Here is a 13,251-nt window from a genome sequence, read left to right as displayed (position 1 = left end):
TCCAATGACTTCAACACTCCACGCGCCGCTGGCTGCCACTGCGGACACGCCGGCCGATGTCGCGCTCGAGAAGCGTGCCTACACCAAGGTGTTCTGGCGCCTCGTTCCCTTTCTGATGCTCTGCTATGTGGTCGCGTATCTCGACCGCGTGAACGTGGGCTTTGCCAAGCTTCAGATGGGGCAAGACCTGGGCTTCAGCGAAACCGTGTTCGGCCTGGGAGCCGGCATCTTCTTTCTGGGCTACTTCCTGTTCGAGGTGCCGAGCAACCTGCTGCTCAACCGCGTGGGCGCGCGAATCTGGATTGCGCGAATCATGATCACCTGGGGCGTGCTTTCGGCGTGCTTCGTGTTTGTGGAAACGCCGACCAGCTTCTACATCCTGCGTTTCCTGCTCGGCGTGGCGGAGGCGGGCTTCTACCCCGGCGTGATCCTGTACCTCACCCATTGGTACCCGGCGCATCGGCGCGCGCGCATCATCGCGGTCTTCATGTCGGCCATTCCGGTGGCGGGCATCTTCGGCAATCCTCTCTCGGGCTGGATCATGGATGCGTTCCACGGTGTGTCCTCGATGGAAGGCTGGCAATGGATGTTCATCATCGAAGCGATTCCGGCCGTGATCGTCGGCGTGATGGTGCTGGTCTACCTGGACAACGGCATCCAGCAGGCGCGCTGGCTCGACCCCGAAGAAAAGCGCCTGCTGCAGCGCGAGGTCGAACGCGACCAGGCGCACGGCGCCAAAGGGCCGCACTCGGTGGGCGCCATGTTCCGCGATGCGCGCGTGTGGTGGATGGCGCTGATCTACTTCGCCTTCGTCATGGGGCAATACGCGCTCACCTTCTGGCTGCCCACGCTGGTCAAGGCCACGGGCGTCAAGGGCAACCTGCACATCGGCCTGTTGAGCGCCATTCCGTTCATCTGTGCCATCGTCGCGATGAACCTTTTCGGCCGCAGCGCCGACCGCCGGCAGGAGCGCCGCTGGCACCTGATCGTGCCCGCGCTGATGGGCGCCATCGGCTTCACGGTGGCGGCCTCGTACACGCAGAATACGGTCCTGTCGCTCGCATTCCTCTCGCTTGCCGCAGCTGGCGTGCTCACCTGCGCGCCGCTGTTCTGGTCGCTGCCCACCGCCTTTCTTTCGGGCACCGCGGCGGCGGCGGGCATTGCGGTCATCAATTCGGTGGGCAACCTTGCGGGCTTCGTGAGCCCCTATCTCATCGGCTACCTCAAAGACCTCACCGGCAGCACGCAGATCGGCATGTACGTGCTGGCCGCTGCGCTGGTGCTTGGGGCCATCGGCGTGTGGCTCACGCCCAAGCAACTCGTGAATCGCTGATCGAAAGAACCCCTGATGACTTCAAACACCAACAACACACCGGTCGTCGGCCTCGTGGGCCTTGGCGCCATGGGCAGCGGCATGGCGCAATCGCTGCGCCGCGCGGGCTACGAGCCGCACGTTTTCGACGTGCGCCTGGACGTGGCCCACGCCTTTGCGCGCGACGGCGGCGTGGCCTGCGACACGCTGGCCGCGCTTGGCGCGCAGTGCGACATCGTGGTTTCCGTGGTCGTCAATGCGGCGCAGACCGAGTCGGTGCTGTTTGGCGACGGCACCACGCCCGGCTGCGCGGCGTCGATGAAGCCCGGCAGCCTGTTCGTGATGTGCTCCACGGTCGATCCGAACTGGTCGGTCGCGCTCGAGTCGCGCCTGGCCGCGCAGGGCATCCTGTACCTCGACGCGCCGATTTCCGGTGGCGCCGCCAAGGCCGCGAGCGGCCAGATGACGATGATGACGGCCGGCACGCCCGCGGCCTATGAAAAGGCCGGCGCGGTGCTCGACGCCATGGCGGCCAAGGTTTATCGTCTTGGAGACCGCGCGGGTGCGGGCAGCAAGGTCAAGGTCATCAACCAGTTGCTGGCCGGCGTGCACATTGCCGCAGCGGCCGAGGCCATGGCGCTGGGCCTGCGCGAAGGCGTGGACCCGGCCGCGCTGTACGAGGTGATCACGCACAGCGCGGGCAACAGCTGGATGTTCGAGAACCGCATGGCGCACGTGCTCGCAGGCGACTACACACCGCTCTCGGCCGTCGACATCTTCGTGAAGGATCTGGGCCTGGTGCTCGACGTGGCGCGTGCCAGCAAGTTTCCGTTGCCGCTCTCGTCCACCGCGCACCAGATGTTCATGCAGGCGTCTACCGCGGGTTTTGCGCGCGAGGACGACAGCGCGGTCATCAAGATATTTCCCGGCATCGAACTGCCGGCTGCCGACAAGAAAGCCTGAACAAGGAAGACAAGCATCATGAATATTCTCATCACCGGAGGTTGCGGTTTTGTGGGTGCGCGGCTCGCGCGCACGCTGCTCGCGGGTGGCCCGCTGGCGCTGGCCGGCGGCGTGGTCCAGCCCGTCGCACGCATCACGCTGGCCGACCGCGTGCCGCCGCCCGCAGACCTGCAAGCCGATGGCCGCGTGCACTTTGTGCAAGGCGACCTGTACGAGCAGGCCGTGAGCGGCGTGCTGCCGCTGGCCGACACGCATGCCGTGTTCCACCTTGCCGCCGCCGTAAGCGGCGAATGCGAGGCCGACTTCGACCTGGGCATGCGCAGCAACCTGGACACCACGCGCGCGCTGCTCGAAGCCTGCCGCCGCGCGGGCCACGCGCCGGTGTTCGTGTTCTCCAGCTCGGTCGCGGTCTTCGGCGATTCGCCCGAGCAGCGCCTGCCCGAGGTGATCGAAGACACCACGCTGCCGACACCGCAGAACAGCTACGGCATCCAGAAGTTCATCGGCGAGCAGCTCGTGGCCGACTTCACGCGCAAGGGCTTCGTGCAGGGCCGCAACGTGCGGCTCATGACGGTGTCGGTGCGGCCGGGCCGACCCAACGGCGCGGCCTCCAGCTTCCTGAGCGGCATGCTGCGCGAGCCGCTGGCCGGCGAACGCGCGCGCTGCCCGGTGGCGCCCGAGACCGCAGTCGCTCTCGCATCGCCCGGCAACACCGTCGCTGGCATCATCCGCGCGGCCACGGCCAGCGCCGCTGAGTGGGGTGCGCGCACCGCGATCAACCTGCCCGCGTTGACGACCACCGTGCGCGAAATGGCGGAAGCGCTCGAGCGCATCGCCGGCAAAGAAGCAACGTCGCTGATCGACTGGGAGCCCGATGCGAACATCGCCAAGATCGTGACCAGCTGGCCCAGCCGCATTCACGCAGCGCGCGCCGAGGCGCTGGGCCTGAAGGCGGATGCGAGTTTTGACGCCATCTTGCGTGACTATGTGCGCGAGAACCCGCAGGCCGTAAAGCTGGCCGTGGCCGCAAAGGACTGAGCAATGCCCAAGCTGCTGCTCGGCTGCATTGCCGACGACTTCACAGGCGCCACCGACCTGGCCAACAACCTCGTGCGCGCCGGCATGCGCGTGGTGCAGGCCATCGGCGTGCCGGCCACGCCGCTCGATGCGGAAGTCGATGCGGTGGTGGTCGCGCTCAAGTCGCGCACCATCGCCCCGGCGGAAGCCATCGAGCAGTCGCTTGCCGCGCTGCGCTGGCTGCAGGCGCAGGGCGCGCAGCAGATCTACTTCAAGTACTGCTCCACCTTCGACAGCACGCCGCAGGGCAACATCGGCCCGGTGACCGAAGCGCTCATGGACGCGCTGCAATGCGACTTCACCATTGCCACGCCAGCCTTCCCCGACAACAAGCGAACCGTGTTCAAGGGCTACCTGTTCGCGGGCGACGTGCTGCTCAACGAGAGCGGCATGCAGAACCATCCGCTCACGCCCATGACAGACCCGAACCTCGTGCGCGTGCTGCAGGCGCAGTGCAAGCGCAAGGTAGGGCTCGTGGACCATGCGGTAGTCGCGCGAGGTGCGGCGGCCATTACAGAGCGCATCGAACAGCTGAAAGGCGAGGGCGTGTCGATCGCCATCGTCGACGCGGTGTCGAACGACGACCTGCTGCGACTCGGCCCGGCCATTGCGAAGATGCCGCTGGTCACCGCCGGCTCGGGCGTGGCCATCGGCTTGCCTGCCAATTTCGGCCTCGCACCGTCGTCGCAAGCCAGCGCGCTGCCAGCCGCGGGCGGATTGCGTGCCGTAGTGTCAGGCAGTTGCTCATTGGCCACCAACCGCCAGGTGCTCGACTTCATCCAGCGTGGCGGCGCGGCACTGGCCATCGATCCGCTGCGCATTGCCGCAGGCGTCGATGTGGCGGCCGAAACCCTGGCGTGGGCGACACCGCTCGTCGACAAGCAAGCAGTGCTGGTCTATTCCACAGCCGAGGCGGGCGCCGTCAAGTCGGTGCAGGGTCGGCTCGGCGTCGAAGAGGCCGGTGCCATGGTCGAGCGCACCATCGCAGCCATCGCGCACGGCCTCGTCGAACGCGGCGTGCGCCAACTAGTGGTGGCGGGCGGGGAAACCTCCGGCGCATGCGTGCAGGCACTGGGTATTGCGCAAATGCAGATCGGTCCGCAGATCGATCCCGGCGTGCCGTGGTGCCACGCGCGTACTGATGTTGCGGAAGGCACGTCGGTGCACATTGCGCTCAAGTCTGGCAACTTTGGGGGGGATGATTTTTTCACCAAGGCATTTACAGTGCTGGGATGAATTGCATGCCGGGTACTTGTTCAGGGCGCGCACCCGCCGACGGGGTACCTTTCTCCGCGAATGTCCCCCGGCCTGCGGCCTCCTCCTTTATTTCGCTGCGCAAGGCACCCCATCGACGGGTGCGTAATTCAGAGCGGTCGTTGATCAGCGAAGCACCAACAGCGTGTCCCGGTGCACAGGGCATCGGGTGCTCCGCGCAGCGAAATAAAGGAGGAGCCGAAGGCGGGGGACATTCGCGGAGGGGAGTACCCGGTGGCCTTTGCACACGCCCTGAAAAAGCATCTACACAGCGCGCATAGAAAGCCGAAATGAAAGAAACCGAAGCCCGCGAAGAAATCTGCCGCGTAGGCCGCAGTCTTTTCGAACGCGGCTATGTGCATGCGACGGCAGGCAACATCAGCGTGCGGCTCGACGACGGTTTTCTCATTACGCCAACCGATGCCTGCCTCGGCTTCCTCGACCCCGCGCGCTTGGCCAAGCTCGACACTCAGGGCAACCAGACCGCCGGCGACCGAGCCAGTAAGACCATCGCCCTGCACACCCGCATCTATGCGGCGGCGCGCAAATTTGATGCAGGCACGGCCTGCGTGATTCACACGCACAGCACGCACTGCGTTGCACTCACGCTTGGCACGCAAGGCGACGAACTCCTGCCCGCCCTCACGCCATATTTTGTGATGAAGGTCGGCCACGTGCCGCTCATTCCTTATCACCGCCCCGGCGCGCCCGAAGCGGCCGAGCTGGTGGCGCAAGCCATCGAGCGCCACGGTGCCGCCGGCACGCCGATTCGCGCCGTGATGCTCGAACGCCTCGGCCCCAATGTGTGGCACGAGACACCGGGCGCGGCGATGGCCGTGCTCGAGGAACTCGAAGAAACCGCAAAGCTCCATCTGCTCACCGGCATGGCCAAACCCCAGCCGTTGAGCGATGAACAGATCGACGAACTGCGCCGCACTTTCGGCGCGCGCTGGTAATAGTAAAAAGCACCCCATGCCTCAATTTGCCGCCAACCTCTCGATGCTCTATCCGGAGCTCGACTTTCTTGACCGCTTCGAAGCCGCCTCGAAAGATGGCTTCAAGGCCGTCGAATATCTGTTCCCTTATGCCTTCGACCGCAACGAGATTGCTGCGCGCCTGAAGCACAACGGCTTGCAGCAGGTGCTCTTCAACGGCCCTCCGGGCAACTGGGACGGCGGCGAGCGGGGCCTTGCCTGCCTGCCGGGCCGCGACGCCGAGTTTCGCGAAGGCATGGCCAAGGCCATCGACTACGCCGCGGCTCTCGGCTGCCCGCGCATCCACATCATGGCGGGCCTGGTGCCTGAAGGCCTGGAGCGCGAGGCCGTGCAGCCCGTGTACGTGGACAACCTGCGCTGGGCCGCCGCCGAGGCCGCCAAGGCCGGCCGCGACGTGCTGATCGAGCCGATCAACACGCGCGACATTCCGCGCTTCTTTCTGAACCGACAAGACCACGCGCACGAAATCGTCGACATGGTGGGCGCGCCCAACCTCAAGGTGCAGATGGACCTGTACCACTGCCAGATCGTCGAGGGCGACGTGGCCATGAAGATCCGAAAGTACCTGCCGACCGGCCGCGTGGGCCACATCCAGATTGCCGGCGTTCCAGAGCGCCACGAGCCCGACATCGGCGAGCAGAACTATCCATACCTGTTCGACCTGATCGACGAAGTCTCGGCGCAGTGCGGCTGGCAGGGCTGGATCGGCTGCGAATACCGGCCCAGCCGCGGCATGGAACCCGGCGGCACTTCGGCCGGCCTGGGCTGGCTGCGGGCATTGCAACAGCGCACATGAAGCTCGAGTCCGTGCGCATTCCGACGCGGCTGCGGGGCTTTGCCGCGGGCGATGCGCAGGTGTTCGACGTGACGTTGGCCGGCGATCGCGTGCAGGCCGTCGTGCCGAGCGCATCGCAGTCGGGCGCGCGCGGCATCTTGCTGAGTGCGCTGGTCGAAGCGCACGCGCACATCGACAAGAACTACACCGTGCAGGAAGTCGGCGCGGCCGAGGGCAACCTGTTCGCGGCCATCGAGCGCATGGACAAGCACCGCGCGGGCTGGACCGGCGAAGCGCTGCACCCGCGCATGGAGCGCGCGCTGCAGGACGCCTGGCAATCGGGTACGCGCGCGCTGCGCACGCACATCGACTGGGTGCAGGCCGATCCGCCGGCCGCACTCGCGGTGTTCGAAGCCTTGCGGCAAGAATGGCGCGGGCGCATCGAGCTGCAGTTTGTTTCTCTCACTCCGCTGGATCTGTTTGCGGACCTTGCCGCCGGCGAGCGCATCGCGCGCGAGGTCAAACGTGCGGGCGGCACGCTGGGCGCTTTCGTTTATCGCAACGAAGGCCTGGTGCACAAGCTGGGCCGCGTCTTCGACCTCGCGCAAGACCACGGCCTGGGTCTCGACTTTCATGTCGACGAAGGCCTCGACGCCGACGCGAGCGGCTTGCGCAGCATTGCGCAGCTGATGCGCGCGCGCGAGTTCCGGCACGGCGTGGTCTGCGGCCACTGCTGCTCGTTGGCCATGCAGGACGATGCGATGGCCAACGAAACGCTGGCACTGTGCGCCGGCGCGGGTCTTCACATCGTTTCGCTGCCGACCACCAACCTCTACCTTCAGGGCGCCTGGGACCACACGCCTGTGCAGCGCGGCATCACGCGCATCCACGAGGCGGCGGCACGGGGCTTGCGTGTGAGCCTGGCAACGGACAACGTGCAGGACGCCTTCTATCCCTATGGCAGCTACGATCTTCTCGAGACCTTCGGCCTTGGCGTGCAAATGGCGCACCTCGCGCCCGCGGGCGAATGGTTCGACGCGATCACGGTCAGCCCCGCGAAGGCGCTCGGCCTTGCGTGGGACGGACGCATTGCGCCGGGCTGCCCCGCCGACCTGGTGCTGCTCGCGGCCATCGCTGAGCATGAACTCATCGGCCCGCGCGGGCGCCAACGCACCGTGATCCGTGCCGGTCAAATTCTGGAGCAAACACAATGAAAAGCACGACGAGTATGGGCAAGCCAATGGCCAACTACGCCGCCGCCAAGCGCGTGGGCGATTTCGTCTTCATGAGCGGCGTGGTCGCGGTCGATCCGGCCACGCGACGCGCCGTGGCCGGCTACGACGCCATTCCCGAAGAAGCCCGCACGGCCTTGCAGGGCGTGGGCTATGCCACGGGGCAGATGTCGGTCGACATCTTCGAGGCGCCCATCGTGGCGCAGAGCTGGTTCGTGCTCGAACGCATTCGCCAGATTGCCGCCGAGCACGGCGGCACCATGGAAGACGTGGTCAAGCTGGTGCAGTACTTTCGGCACCTGCCGCACTATGCGTTCTACAACCGCGTGCGCGGGCTTTTCTATCCGGGCGAGCCGCCGGTGAGCACGGTGGTCGAGGTGTCGCGCTTCCTGCCGGGCGACGAAGTGCTGGTGGAAGTGGAAGCCACCATGTACCTCCCGCAGCACCGGCCTATTTGACGCCCGCGCCCTTCAGCAGGAACTCGGTCACCTGCTCGATCAGGTAGCGCCGGTCCCTGTCGTCGCCGTCTTGCGCAACGTTGCGGAAATACGCGGCCTGCGTGGCGTGGTCGGCATAGAACTGCGTCACGGCCCAGATGTGGAACAGCACCAGCATCGGGTCGGCCTTGTCCATCAGGCCCTGGTTCATCCAGTTCTGGATCACGGCGGCGGCCTGGTCGGTGCGCTGCTTGCTCGTGTTCATCATGCTGTTGAGCACGGGGGCGCCGTGCATCATCTCGGCCGTAAAAATACGCGAGCGCAGCGGGTGCTCGAACGAGAACACCATCTTCCGGTGGATCAGGTCGCCCAGCACCTTGCGCGGGCCGAAGGCCTCGTCCGCAAAGCCGAACACCACGATCCAGTCGTTGAGAATGTCCTGCAGGATCTGGCGGTACAGCGCTTCCTTGCTCTCGATGTAGTAGTGCAGCTGCGCCTTCGAAAGCCCAGCCTTGTCGGCAATCGCCTGGGTGGATGCGCCGGCCAGCCCTTCGCTGGCAAACACCTCGATGGCGGCCTGGTTGATGAGCCCGAGCACTTGGGTGTACTTGCGCGAACGGCCGCGCGTGGCGGGCGCCTCGCCGATGCTTTCGTCGGTAGTGCCGATTGCGGGCCGCGCATTCACAGCTGCAGTACCAGTTCCTGGCCCTTGGCGCGCGAGCAGCACAAGGCCACTTTCGTGCGGCGCTCGGTGCCCGTGAGGCAGAAATCGCGGTGCTCCGCGCCGTCGCCGTCGCCTTCGACCACGCAGGTGCCGCACAGGCCCTGCTGGCACGACACCGGAATGTCGATGCCGACCTCATGCAGCGCATCGACGGCGGTCTGGTCGGCTGCAACCGGCACCGTGATGCCGCGCTGCGCGAGCTTCAGCGTGAAGGGCAGGCCGGTGCTGGTGTTCGCATCGGCCGGCGCGGCGAAGTATTCGGCGTGCAGCGCGTCTTCGGGCCAGTGCGCAGCCGCTTCGCGCACCGCCTTCATGAAGCCGCCGGGACCGCAGACGTAGAGGTGCGTGCCGGGTGCACGCTCGGCCAGCAGCGCACGCAGGTCGATGCGCTGCGTGGCATCGCCCTGGTCCAGGTGCAGCCGCAGGTGCGGTGCGAGCGTCGGCGAATGCAGTGCGTCTGCAAAGGCCAGGTGCTCTTCGCTGCGCGCGAACACGCACAGGGTGAAGTTGGCGCCGCGTGCCGCAAGCGCTTGGGCCATGGCCAGCAGCGGCGTCATGCCGATACCGCCGGCCAGCAGCAAGTGCCGCGTTGCCGCTTCGCGCAGCGGAAAGGTGTTGCGCGGCGCGCTGATGGCCAGCAGGTCGCCCTCGCGCACGCGCTCGTGCATCGAGGCCGAGCCGCCGCGGCTTTGGGCCTCGCGCTTCACGCCGATCACGTACGAGGCGGCATTCGACGGCGCATCGGAAGACCATCGCGCCAGCGAGTATTGGCGCGAGAAGCCCCCGGGCATGAACACATCGATGTGCGCGCCGGCTTCATAGCCCGGCAGTCCACGGCCCCACGGATGCGCCAGCTCGAAAGCCAGAATTTCCGGCGTCTGCCGCGAGATGCGTTCGACGCGGACGGTGAGCATGCGTTCAAGGCTCATGGTGTGTGTCTCCCTGGCTAGATGCTCTGCAGCTTGCGCGACACGCGTTCGATGAAATGGATGCGGTCGCGTTCGGTGACGGCGTTCATGTCGTGCAGCTGCAGCCACGTGACCTTGCAGCGCCATGCAAAAAGCGCCCGCAGCGCGCGCGTGAAGAGCCGCCGGCCCGGGTCGCCGATGAGCATCACGAACCAGCGCGGCGAGCCGCCCGTGGTCACGACCGTCAGCCGCCGGATGTGCCGCATGCCCGACTTTGCGACCTGCCCCTTGCGCTCCGCGGGCAGGAATGCAACGCCCGGCAGCCACACGCGCTCGAGCCAGCCCTTGAGCATGGACGGCGGTCCATGAAACCAGGTGGGGTAGACGAACACCAGGTGCTCAGCCCACAGCAGCGCTTCGACATGGGGCTTCACGCGTTCGCGGATGAGTTCGGGGTTGTCCAAGTAGGCGATGCGCTCTTCGCGCGTCAGCGTCGGGTCGAAGCCCTCGGCGTACAGATCGATGGCCTTGACGGGGTGCCGCGGCTCCAGCGCCGCAAGGGCCGTGCGGTAGAGCGCGTGGTTGAAGCTCTCAGGGTTCGGATGGCAGTGGACGACGAGCGTTTTCATGAAAGAGAGGGCCGGTTCGCCTGTCGGCGAGACGGGGTCAGAGCCCAGGGAGCAAAGAGCCGCGCAGTGCCTTATGGCAACCCAGGCGCCGGCATCTGACCCCGGCGCAAGCCCCGCGCGGCCCGCGAGAGAAAAGCGTGCCGGTTACTTGCCGGCGAGCTTCTTTCGGACGTCGAGCCCGACGCCCTTGTTGACGAACTGCGTGGTCACGACCTTCGAAAGGTCGATCTCGCCGGGCTTGTACAAACCGGCCTTCACCATCTTGTCGTAGAAGTCCTTCACACGTGCTTCGTCCATCGCGCCAATGCCCTTGGTGAGCGATTCGCCGCTGTCGACGATGCCCATCTTCTTCATGAGTTCGATGGAGCCCTGCGATGCGGCCACGGGCGAGTCGGGATTGATCTTGGCGATCATCTCGTTGGCTGCCTTGTTGTCGCCGTAGAGATAATTGTTCCAGCCGATGATCGAGGCCTCGACAAACTTGCGCACGGTTTCGGGCTTGGTCTTGACGAGGTCGGCGCGCGTTTCGATGGTGGTCGAGTAGGTCGAAAAGCCGTTGTCGGCCAGCAGCTGCACCACGGGGTCGAAGCCGGCCTGCGCCTTGATCGACAGCGGCTCCGAGATGGCGTAGCCTTGCTGAATAGACTTCTTGTCGGCCAGGAACGGGCCCACGTTGAAGGTGTAGGGCTTGAGCTGCGAATCCTTGAAGCCGTGCTCCGACTTCATCCACTGCCAGAAGCTGAACTGGCCGTCCTTGCCGATGAAGGCGACGGGGGCCTTGGCCATGTCCTTGAAGGTGTCGAAGCCCTGGCCCGGGTGCGCAAACATGGCCTGCGGATCTTTCTGGAAGAAGGCCGCAACCACGACGGTGGGCACGCCGTTCTTCACGTTGTCGAAGGACTGCAGTAGGTTGCCGGTCATCAGAAAGTCGACCTTGCCGGCCGGCAGCATCGGCCGGTTGTTGACCATGGGGCCGCCCTGCTGAATATCGACGTCGAGGCCGTATTTCTTGTAGGTGCCGTCCACCAGTGCCTGGTAGAAGCCGCCGTGGCCGGCCTGTGCTTTCCAGTTGGTGGCAAACACCACTTTTTCCTGCGCCTGTGCGGCGAAGGCAGCGGCCGCGAGGGCAAGGGCTAGAGCAAGCGGACGGATGGTCAGAGCGGGAACGCGCATGGCAGTGGACTCCTGGGTTGAATGCTGCGGGGGATTTTCATGTCAGCGGGCGTGTGAGGGAACAAACTTTTGGCGCGCGGAACTTGGCGCTGCTGTTCAGGGCTTGTGCAAAGGCCACCGGGTACTCCCCTCCGCGAATGTCCCCGGGCTTCGCCCTCCTCCTTTATTTCGCTGCGCGGAGCACCCGATGCCCTGTGCACTGGGGCACGCTGCTGGTGTACCGCTGATCAACGACTGCTCTGGATAACGCACCCGCTGATGGGGTGCCTTGCGCAGCGAAATAAAGGAGGAGGCCGCAGGCCGGGGGACATTCGCGGAGAAAGGTACCCCGTCGGCGGGTGCGCGCCCCGAACAGCAGCCCCGAAAGCCAACCCAACGAACGACAAAGCACGACGTCATCTCAGCGCTCCACAGCCATATCTGAAGTCCAGCCGCGCGTCTTTCCAGGGTTCATCAAACCCATAGGATCGCTGCGCTTCTTGAACTCGATCTGCTGCGTGTCGATGGTCTTCATTCCGCCGTCCTCGATGGTGAACACATGCGGATTGAAGATCTGGCAGCCGCCCTGCGATTCGATCTCGCGAATCACTTCGTACTGGTGGGCCTCGCCCTTCCATCGCACCAGCAGGATGCCGAAGGTGCCGCATTCGCCGCCGGCGCGTGCAAAGTCCTGGTGCTGCAGAACGTCGTCACCGAAGATTTGCAGATGGCGCTCGACAACTGCCGGGTCGAATGGTTGGGCGTAGGCGACTTGCAGGTACGTCCAGCCGCGGTCGGCCTTCAGCGCCTGCAGGGTGGTGTGGTTGAACGCGCATTCATAGGCGGGCGGCAGACCGTCGGCGAGCAGCTCGGCCTCCGTGCCGGCGACAGAGATCGTGCCGCCGTGCGTATTGGCCAGCGCGCGGAAATCCGCCATCGATTCGGGCGAGACCATGGTGAAAACCGCATGCCGGTTGCTTGGGAAGCGGTCGCGCATCGCCGTGTAGTAGGGCGAAAAGCGCGCTTCGACGGTCGAGAGCAAGAAGATGTCCAGCGTCGGCGCCTGCGCGGCAATGCCGAAGTCGAGTGCGCCGCGGTATGTGTCGAACAGCACCGTGCAGTGCACCCATTCGACTGCCGGGTTTAGCGCCACCTCCACGTCGAGGATCACGCCGTTGGTGCCGTAGGCGTGGTGCACCTGCTGGATTTCGTCGCCGTGCAGCTCGATGGTGCGCGGCTCGCGCTCCACCGTCATCACGCGCGCGCGCAGCAGGTTGCCCGGGTCGCGAAGGATGCCGTGGCGGAAGGAGCCGATACCGCCGAAGCCGCCCGCGATGAAGCCGCCGATAGTGGCCACATGCCAAGTCGAGGGCCACATGCGCAGCGCCTGCCCGGTTTCGCGCGCGGCAAGATCGATGTCGTGCATGCGCGCACCGGCCTCCACGCGCATGCGGCCCGGCTGGATGTCGAGCACGCGGCACATCTGCGTCACGTCGAGCACGATGCCGCCTTCCAGCGGCACGCACTGGCCGTAGTTGCCGGTGCCGCCGGCGCGCACGGTGAGCGGCAGCTTCCACTTGGCGGCCACGGCCGCGGCCTGGCGCACGTCGTCCTCGGTGCTGACCTTCACGACGAGGTCTGCCACGCAGCCCGCGAGCTGCGCGGTGAGGATGGGGCTGTACCAGTAGAAGTCTTTCGACAGCTGCTTGCGTTGGTTTGGCGCGGTAATGACGTTGAGCCCGCGCAGGTCCGCATGCAGGGCGCTCCAGTCGACTTGCGCTGCTGCCATGGTG

The 13,251-nt window shown here is 65.8% G+C and carries 13 protein-coding genes; 8 read left to right on the top strand and 5 right to left on the bottom strand.

What is annotated here, in order from left to right; genetic code table 11:
• The first annotated feature begins 4 nt into the window (after positions 1-4).
• The 8 genes from M0765_RS07840 (at position 5) to M0765_RS07805 (ending at position 8,066) form a co-directional block, all read left to right on the top strand.
• A complete protein-coding gene (locus M0765_RS07840; RefSeq protein ID WP_258502954.1) occupies positions 5-1,333 on the top strand; it encodes an MFS transporter in 1,329 nt (442 codons plus the stop codon).
• A 15-nt stretch (positions 1,334-1,348) separates the two neighbouring features.
• Positions 1,349-2,275, top strand: a complete 927-nt coding sequence (gene ltnD / locus M0765_RS07835; protein WP_258502953.1) for an L-threonate dehydrogenase — start codon at positions 1,349-1,351, stop codon at positions 2,273-2,275.
• Positions 2,276-2,293: 18 nt separating this feature from the next.
• A complete protein-coding gene (denD, locus tag M0765_RS07830; RefSeq protein ID WP_258502952.1) occupies positions 2,294-3,313 on the top strand; it encodes a D-erythronate dehydrogenase in 1,020 nt (339 codons plus the stop codon).
• A gap of 3 nt (positions 3,314-3,316) precedes the next feature.
• A complete protein-coding gene (gene otnK / locus M0765_RS07825; protein WP_258502950.1) occupies positions 3,317-4,588 on the top strand; it encodes a 3-oxo-tetronate kinase in 1,272 nt (423 codons plus the stop codon).
• Between the two features lie 308 nt (positions 4,589-4,896).
• Positions 4,897-5,562 (top strand): class II aldolase/adducin family protein, encoded by a 666-nt coding sequence (locus M0765_RS07820; protein WP_258502949.1) that lies wholly within the window; start codon positions 4,897-4,899, stop codon positions 5,560-5,562.
• Between the two features lie 16 nt (positions 5,563-5,578).
• On the top strand, positions 5,579-6,397 hold the full coding sequence (gene otnI / locus M0765_RS07815; protein ID WP_258502947.1) for a 2-oxo-tetronate isomerase: 819 nt from the start codon (positions 5,579-5,581) through the stop codon (positions 6,395-6,397).
• Positions 6,394-7,590, top strand: coding sequence for an amidohydrolase family protein (locus tag M0765_RS07810; protein ID WP_258502945.1), 1,197 nt, complete (start codon positions 6,394-6,396; stop codon positions 7,588-7,590). The genes otnI and M0765_RS07810 overlap by 4 nt, the downstream gene beginning before the upstream one ends.
• Entirely contained in the window at positions 7,587-8,066 is a 480-nt protein-coding gene (locus M0765_RS07805; protein WP_258502944.1) for a RidA family protein, read from the top strand. Before M0765_RS07810 ends, M0765_RS07805 begins: the two co-directional genes overlap by 4 nt.
• Here M0765_RS07805 and M0765_RS07800 read toward each other — a convergent pair.
• The 5 genes from M0765_RS07800 to M0765_RS07780 form a co-directional block, all read right to left on the bottom strand.
• Positions 8,059-8,730 (bottom strand): TetR family transcriptional regulator C-terminal domain-containing protein, encoded by a 672-nt coding sequence (locus tag M0765_RS07800; RefSeq protein WP_258502942.1) that lies wholly within the window; start codon positions 8,728-8,730, stop codon positions 8,059-8,061. The two genes, M0765_RS07805 and M0765_RS07800, sit on opposite strands and share 8 nt — an antisense overlap.
• Positions 8,727-9,698 carry a PDR/VanB family oxidoreductase gene (locus tag M0765_RS07795; RefSeq protein WP_258502941.1) on the bottom strand — a complete coding sequence of 324 codons (972 nt, stop codon included), beginning with the start codon at positions 9,696-9,698 and terminating at the stop codon, positions 8,727-8,729. The genes M0765_RS07800 and M0765_RS07795 overlap by 4 nt, the downstream gene beginning before the upstream one ends.
• 17 nt (positions 9,699-9,715) lie before the next feature.
• Positions 9,716-10,306 carry an NAD(P)H-dependent oxidoreductase gene (locus tag M0765_RS07790; protein ID WP_258502940.1) on the bottom strand — a complete coding sequence of 197 codons (591 nt, stop codon included), beginning with the start codon at positions 10,304-10,306 and terminating at the stop codon, positions 9,716-9,718.
• A gap of 144 nt (positions 10,307-10,450) precedes the next feature.
• Positions 10,451-11,479, bottom strand: a complete 1,029-nt coding sequence (locus tag M0765_RS07785; RefSeq protein ID WP_258502939.1) for an ABC transporter substrate-binding protein — start codon at positions 11,477-11,479, stop codon at positions 10,451-10,453.
• 400 nt (positions 11,480-11,879) lie between these two features.
• Positions 11,880-13,247, bottom strand: a complete 1,368-nt coding sequence (locus M0765_RS07780) for an FAD-binding oxidoreductase (protein ID WP_258502938.1) — start codon at positions 13,245-13,247, stop codon at positions 11,880-11,882.
• Positions 13,248-13,251: the final 4 nt, after the last annotated feature.

Origin of the sequence: Variovorax sp. S12S4, from assembly GCF_023195515.1 — a bacterium.
Classification (GTDB): domain Bacteria; phylum Pseudomonadota; class Gammaproteobacteria; order Burkholderiales; family Burkholderiaceae_C; genus Variovorax.
The sequence above is the reverse complement of the archived record's forward strand: the minus strand, read 5'-3'. Positions and strand labels throughout refer to the sequence as shown.

Excerpts from the sequence above, each read along its gene's own strand:
- M0765_RS07840 (WP_258502954.1), top strand. The coding sequence starts at position 5 with ATGACTTCAACACTCCACGCGCCGCTGGCTGCCACTGCGGACACGCCG.
- otnI (WP_258502947.1), top strand. The coding sequence starts at position 5,579 with ATGCCTCAATTTGCCGCCAACCTCTCGATGCTCTATCCGGAGCTCGAC.
- M0765_RS07795 (WP_258502941.1), bottom strand. The coding sequence starts at position 9,698 with ATGAGCCTTGAACGCATGCTCACCGTCCGCGTCGAACGCATCTCGCGG.
- ltnD (WP_258502953.1), top strand. The coding sequence starts at position 1,349 with ATGACTTCAAACACCAACAACACACCGGTCGTCGGCCTCGTGGGCCTT.
- M0765_RS07785 (WP_258502939.1), bottom strand. The coding sequence starts at position 11,479 with ATGCGCGTTCCCGCTCTGACCATCCGTCCGCTTGCTCTAGCCCTTGCC.
- M0765_RS07820 (WP_258502949.1), top strand. The coding sequence starts at position 4,897 with ATGAAAGAAACCGAAGCCCGCGAAGAAATCTGCCGCGTAGGCCGCAGT.
- otnK (WP_258502950.1), top strand. The coding sequence starts at position 3,317 with ATGCCCAAGCTGCTGCTCGGCTGCATTGCCGACGACTTCACAGGCGCC.
- M0765_RS07780 (WP_258502938.1), bottom strand. The coding sequence starts at position 13,247 with ATGGCAGCAGCGCAAGTCGACTGGAGCGCCCTGCATGCGGACCTGCGC.
- M0765_RS07805 (WP_258502944.1), top strand. The coding sequence starts at position 7,587 with ATGAAAAGCACGACGAGTATGGGCAAGCCAATGGCCAACTACGCCGCC.
- M0765_RS07810 (WP_258502945.1), top strand. The coding sequence starts at position 6,394 with ATGAAGCTCGAGTCCGTGCGCATTCCGACGCGGCTGCGGGGCTTTGCC.
- M0765_RS07790 (WP_258502940.1), bottom strand. The coding sequence starts at position 10,306 with ATGAAAACGCTCGTCGTCCACTGCCATCCGAACCCTGAGAGCTTCAAC.
- denD (WP_258502952.1), top strand. The coding sequence starts at position 2,294 with ATGAATATTCTCATCACCGGAGGTTGCGGTTTTGTGGGTGCGCGGCTC.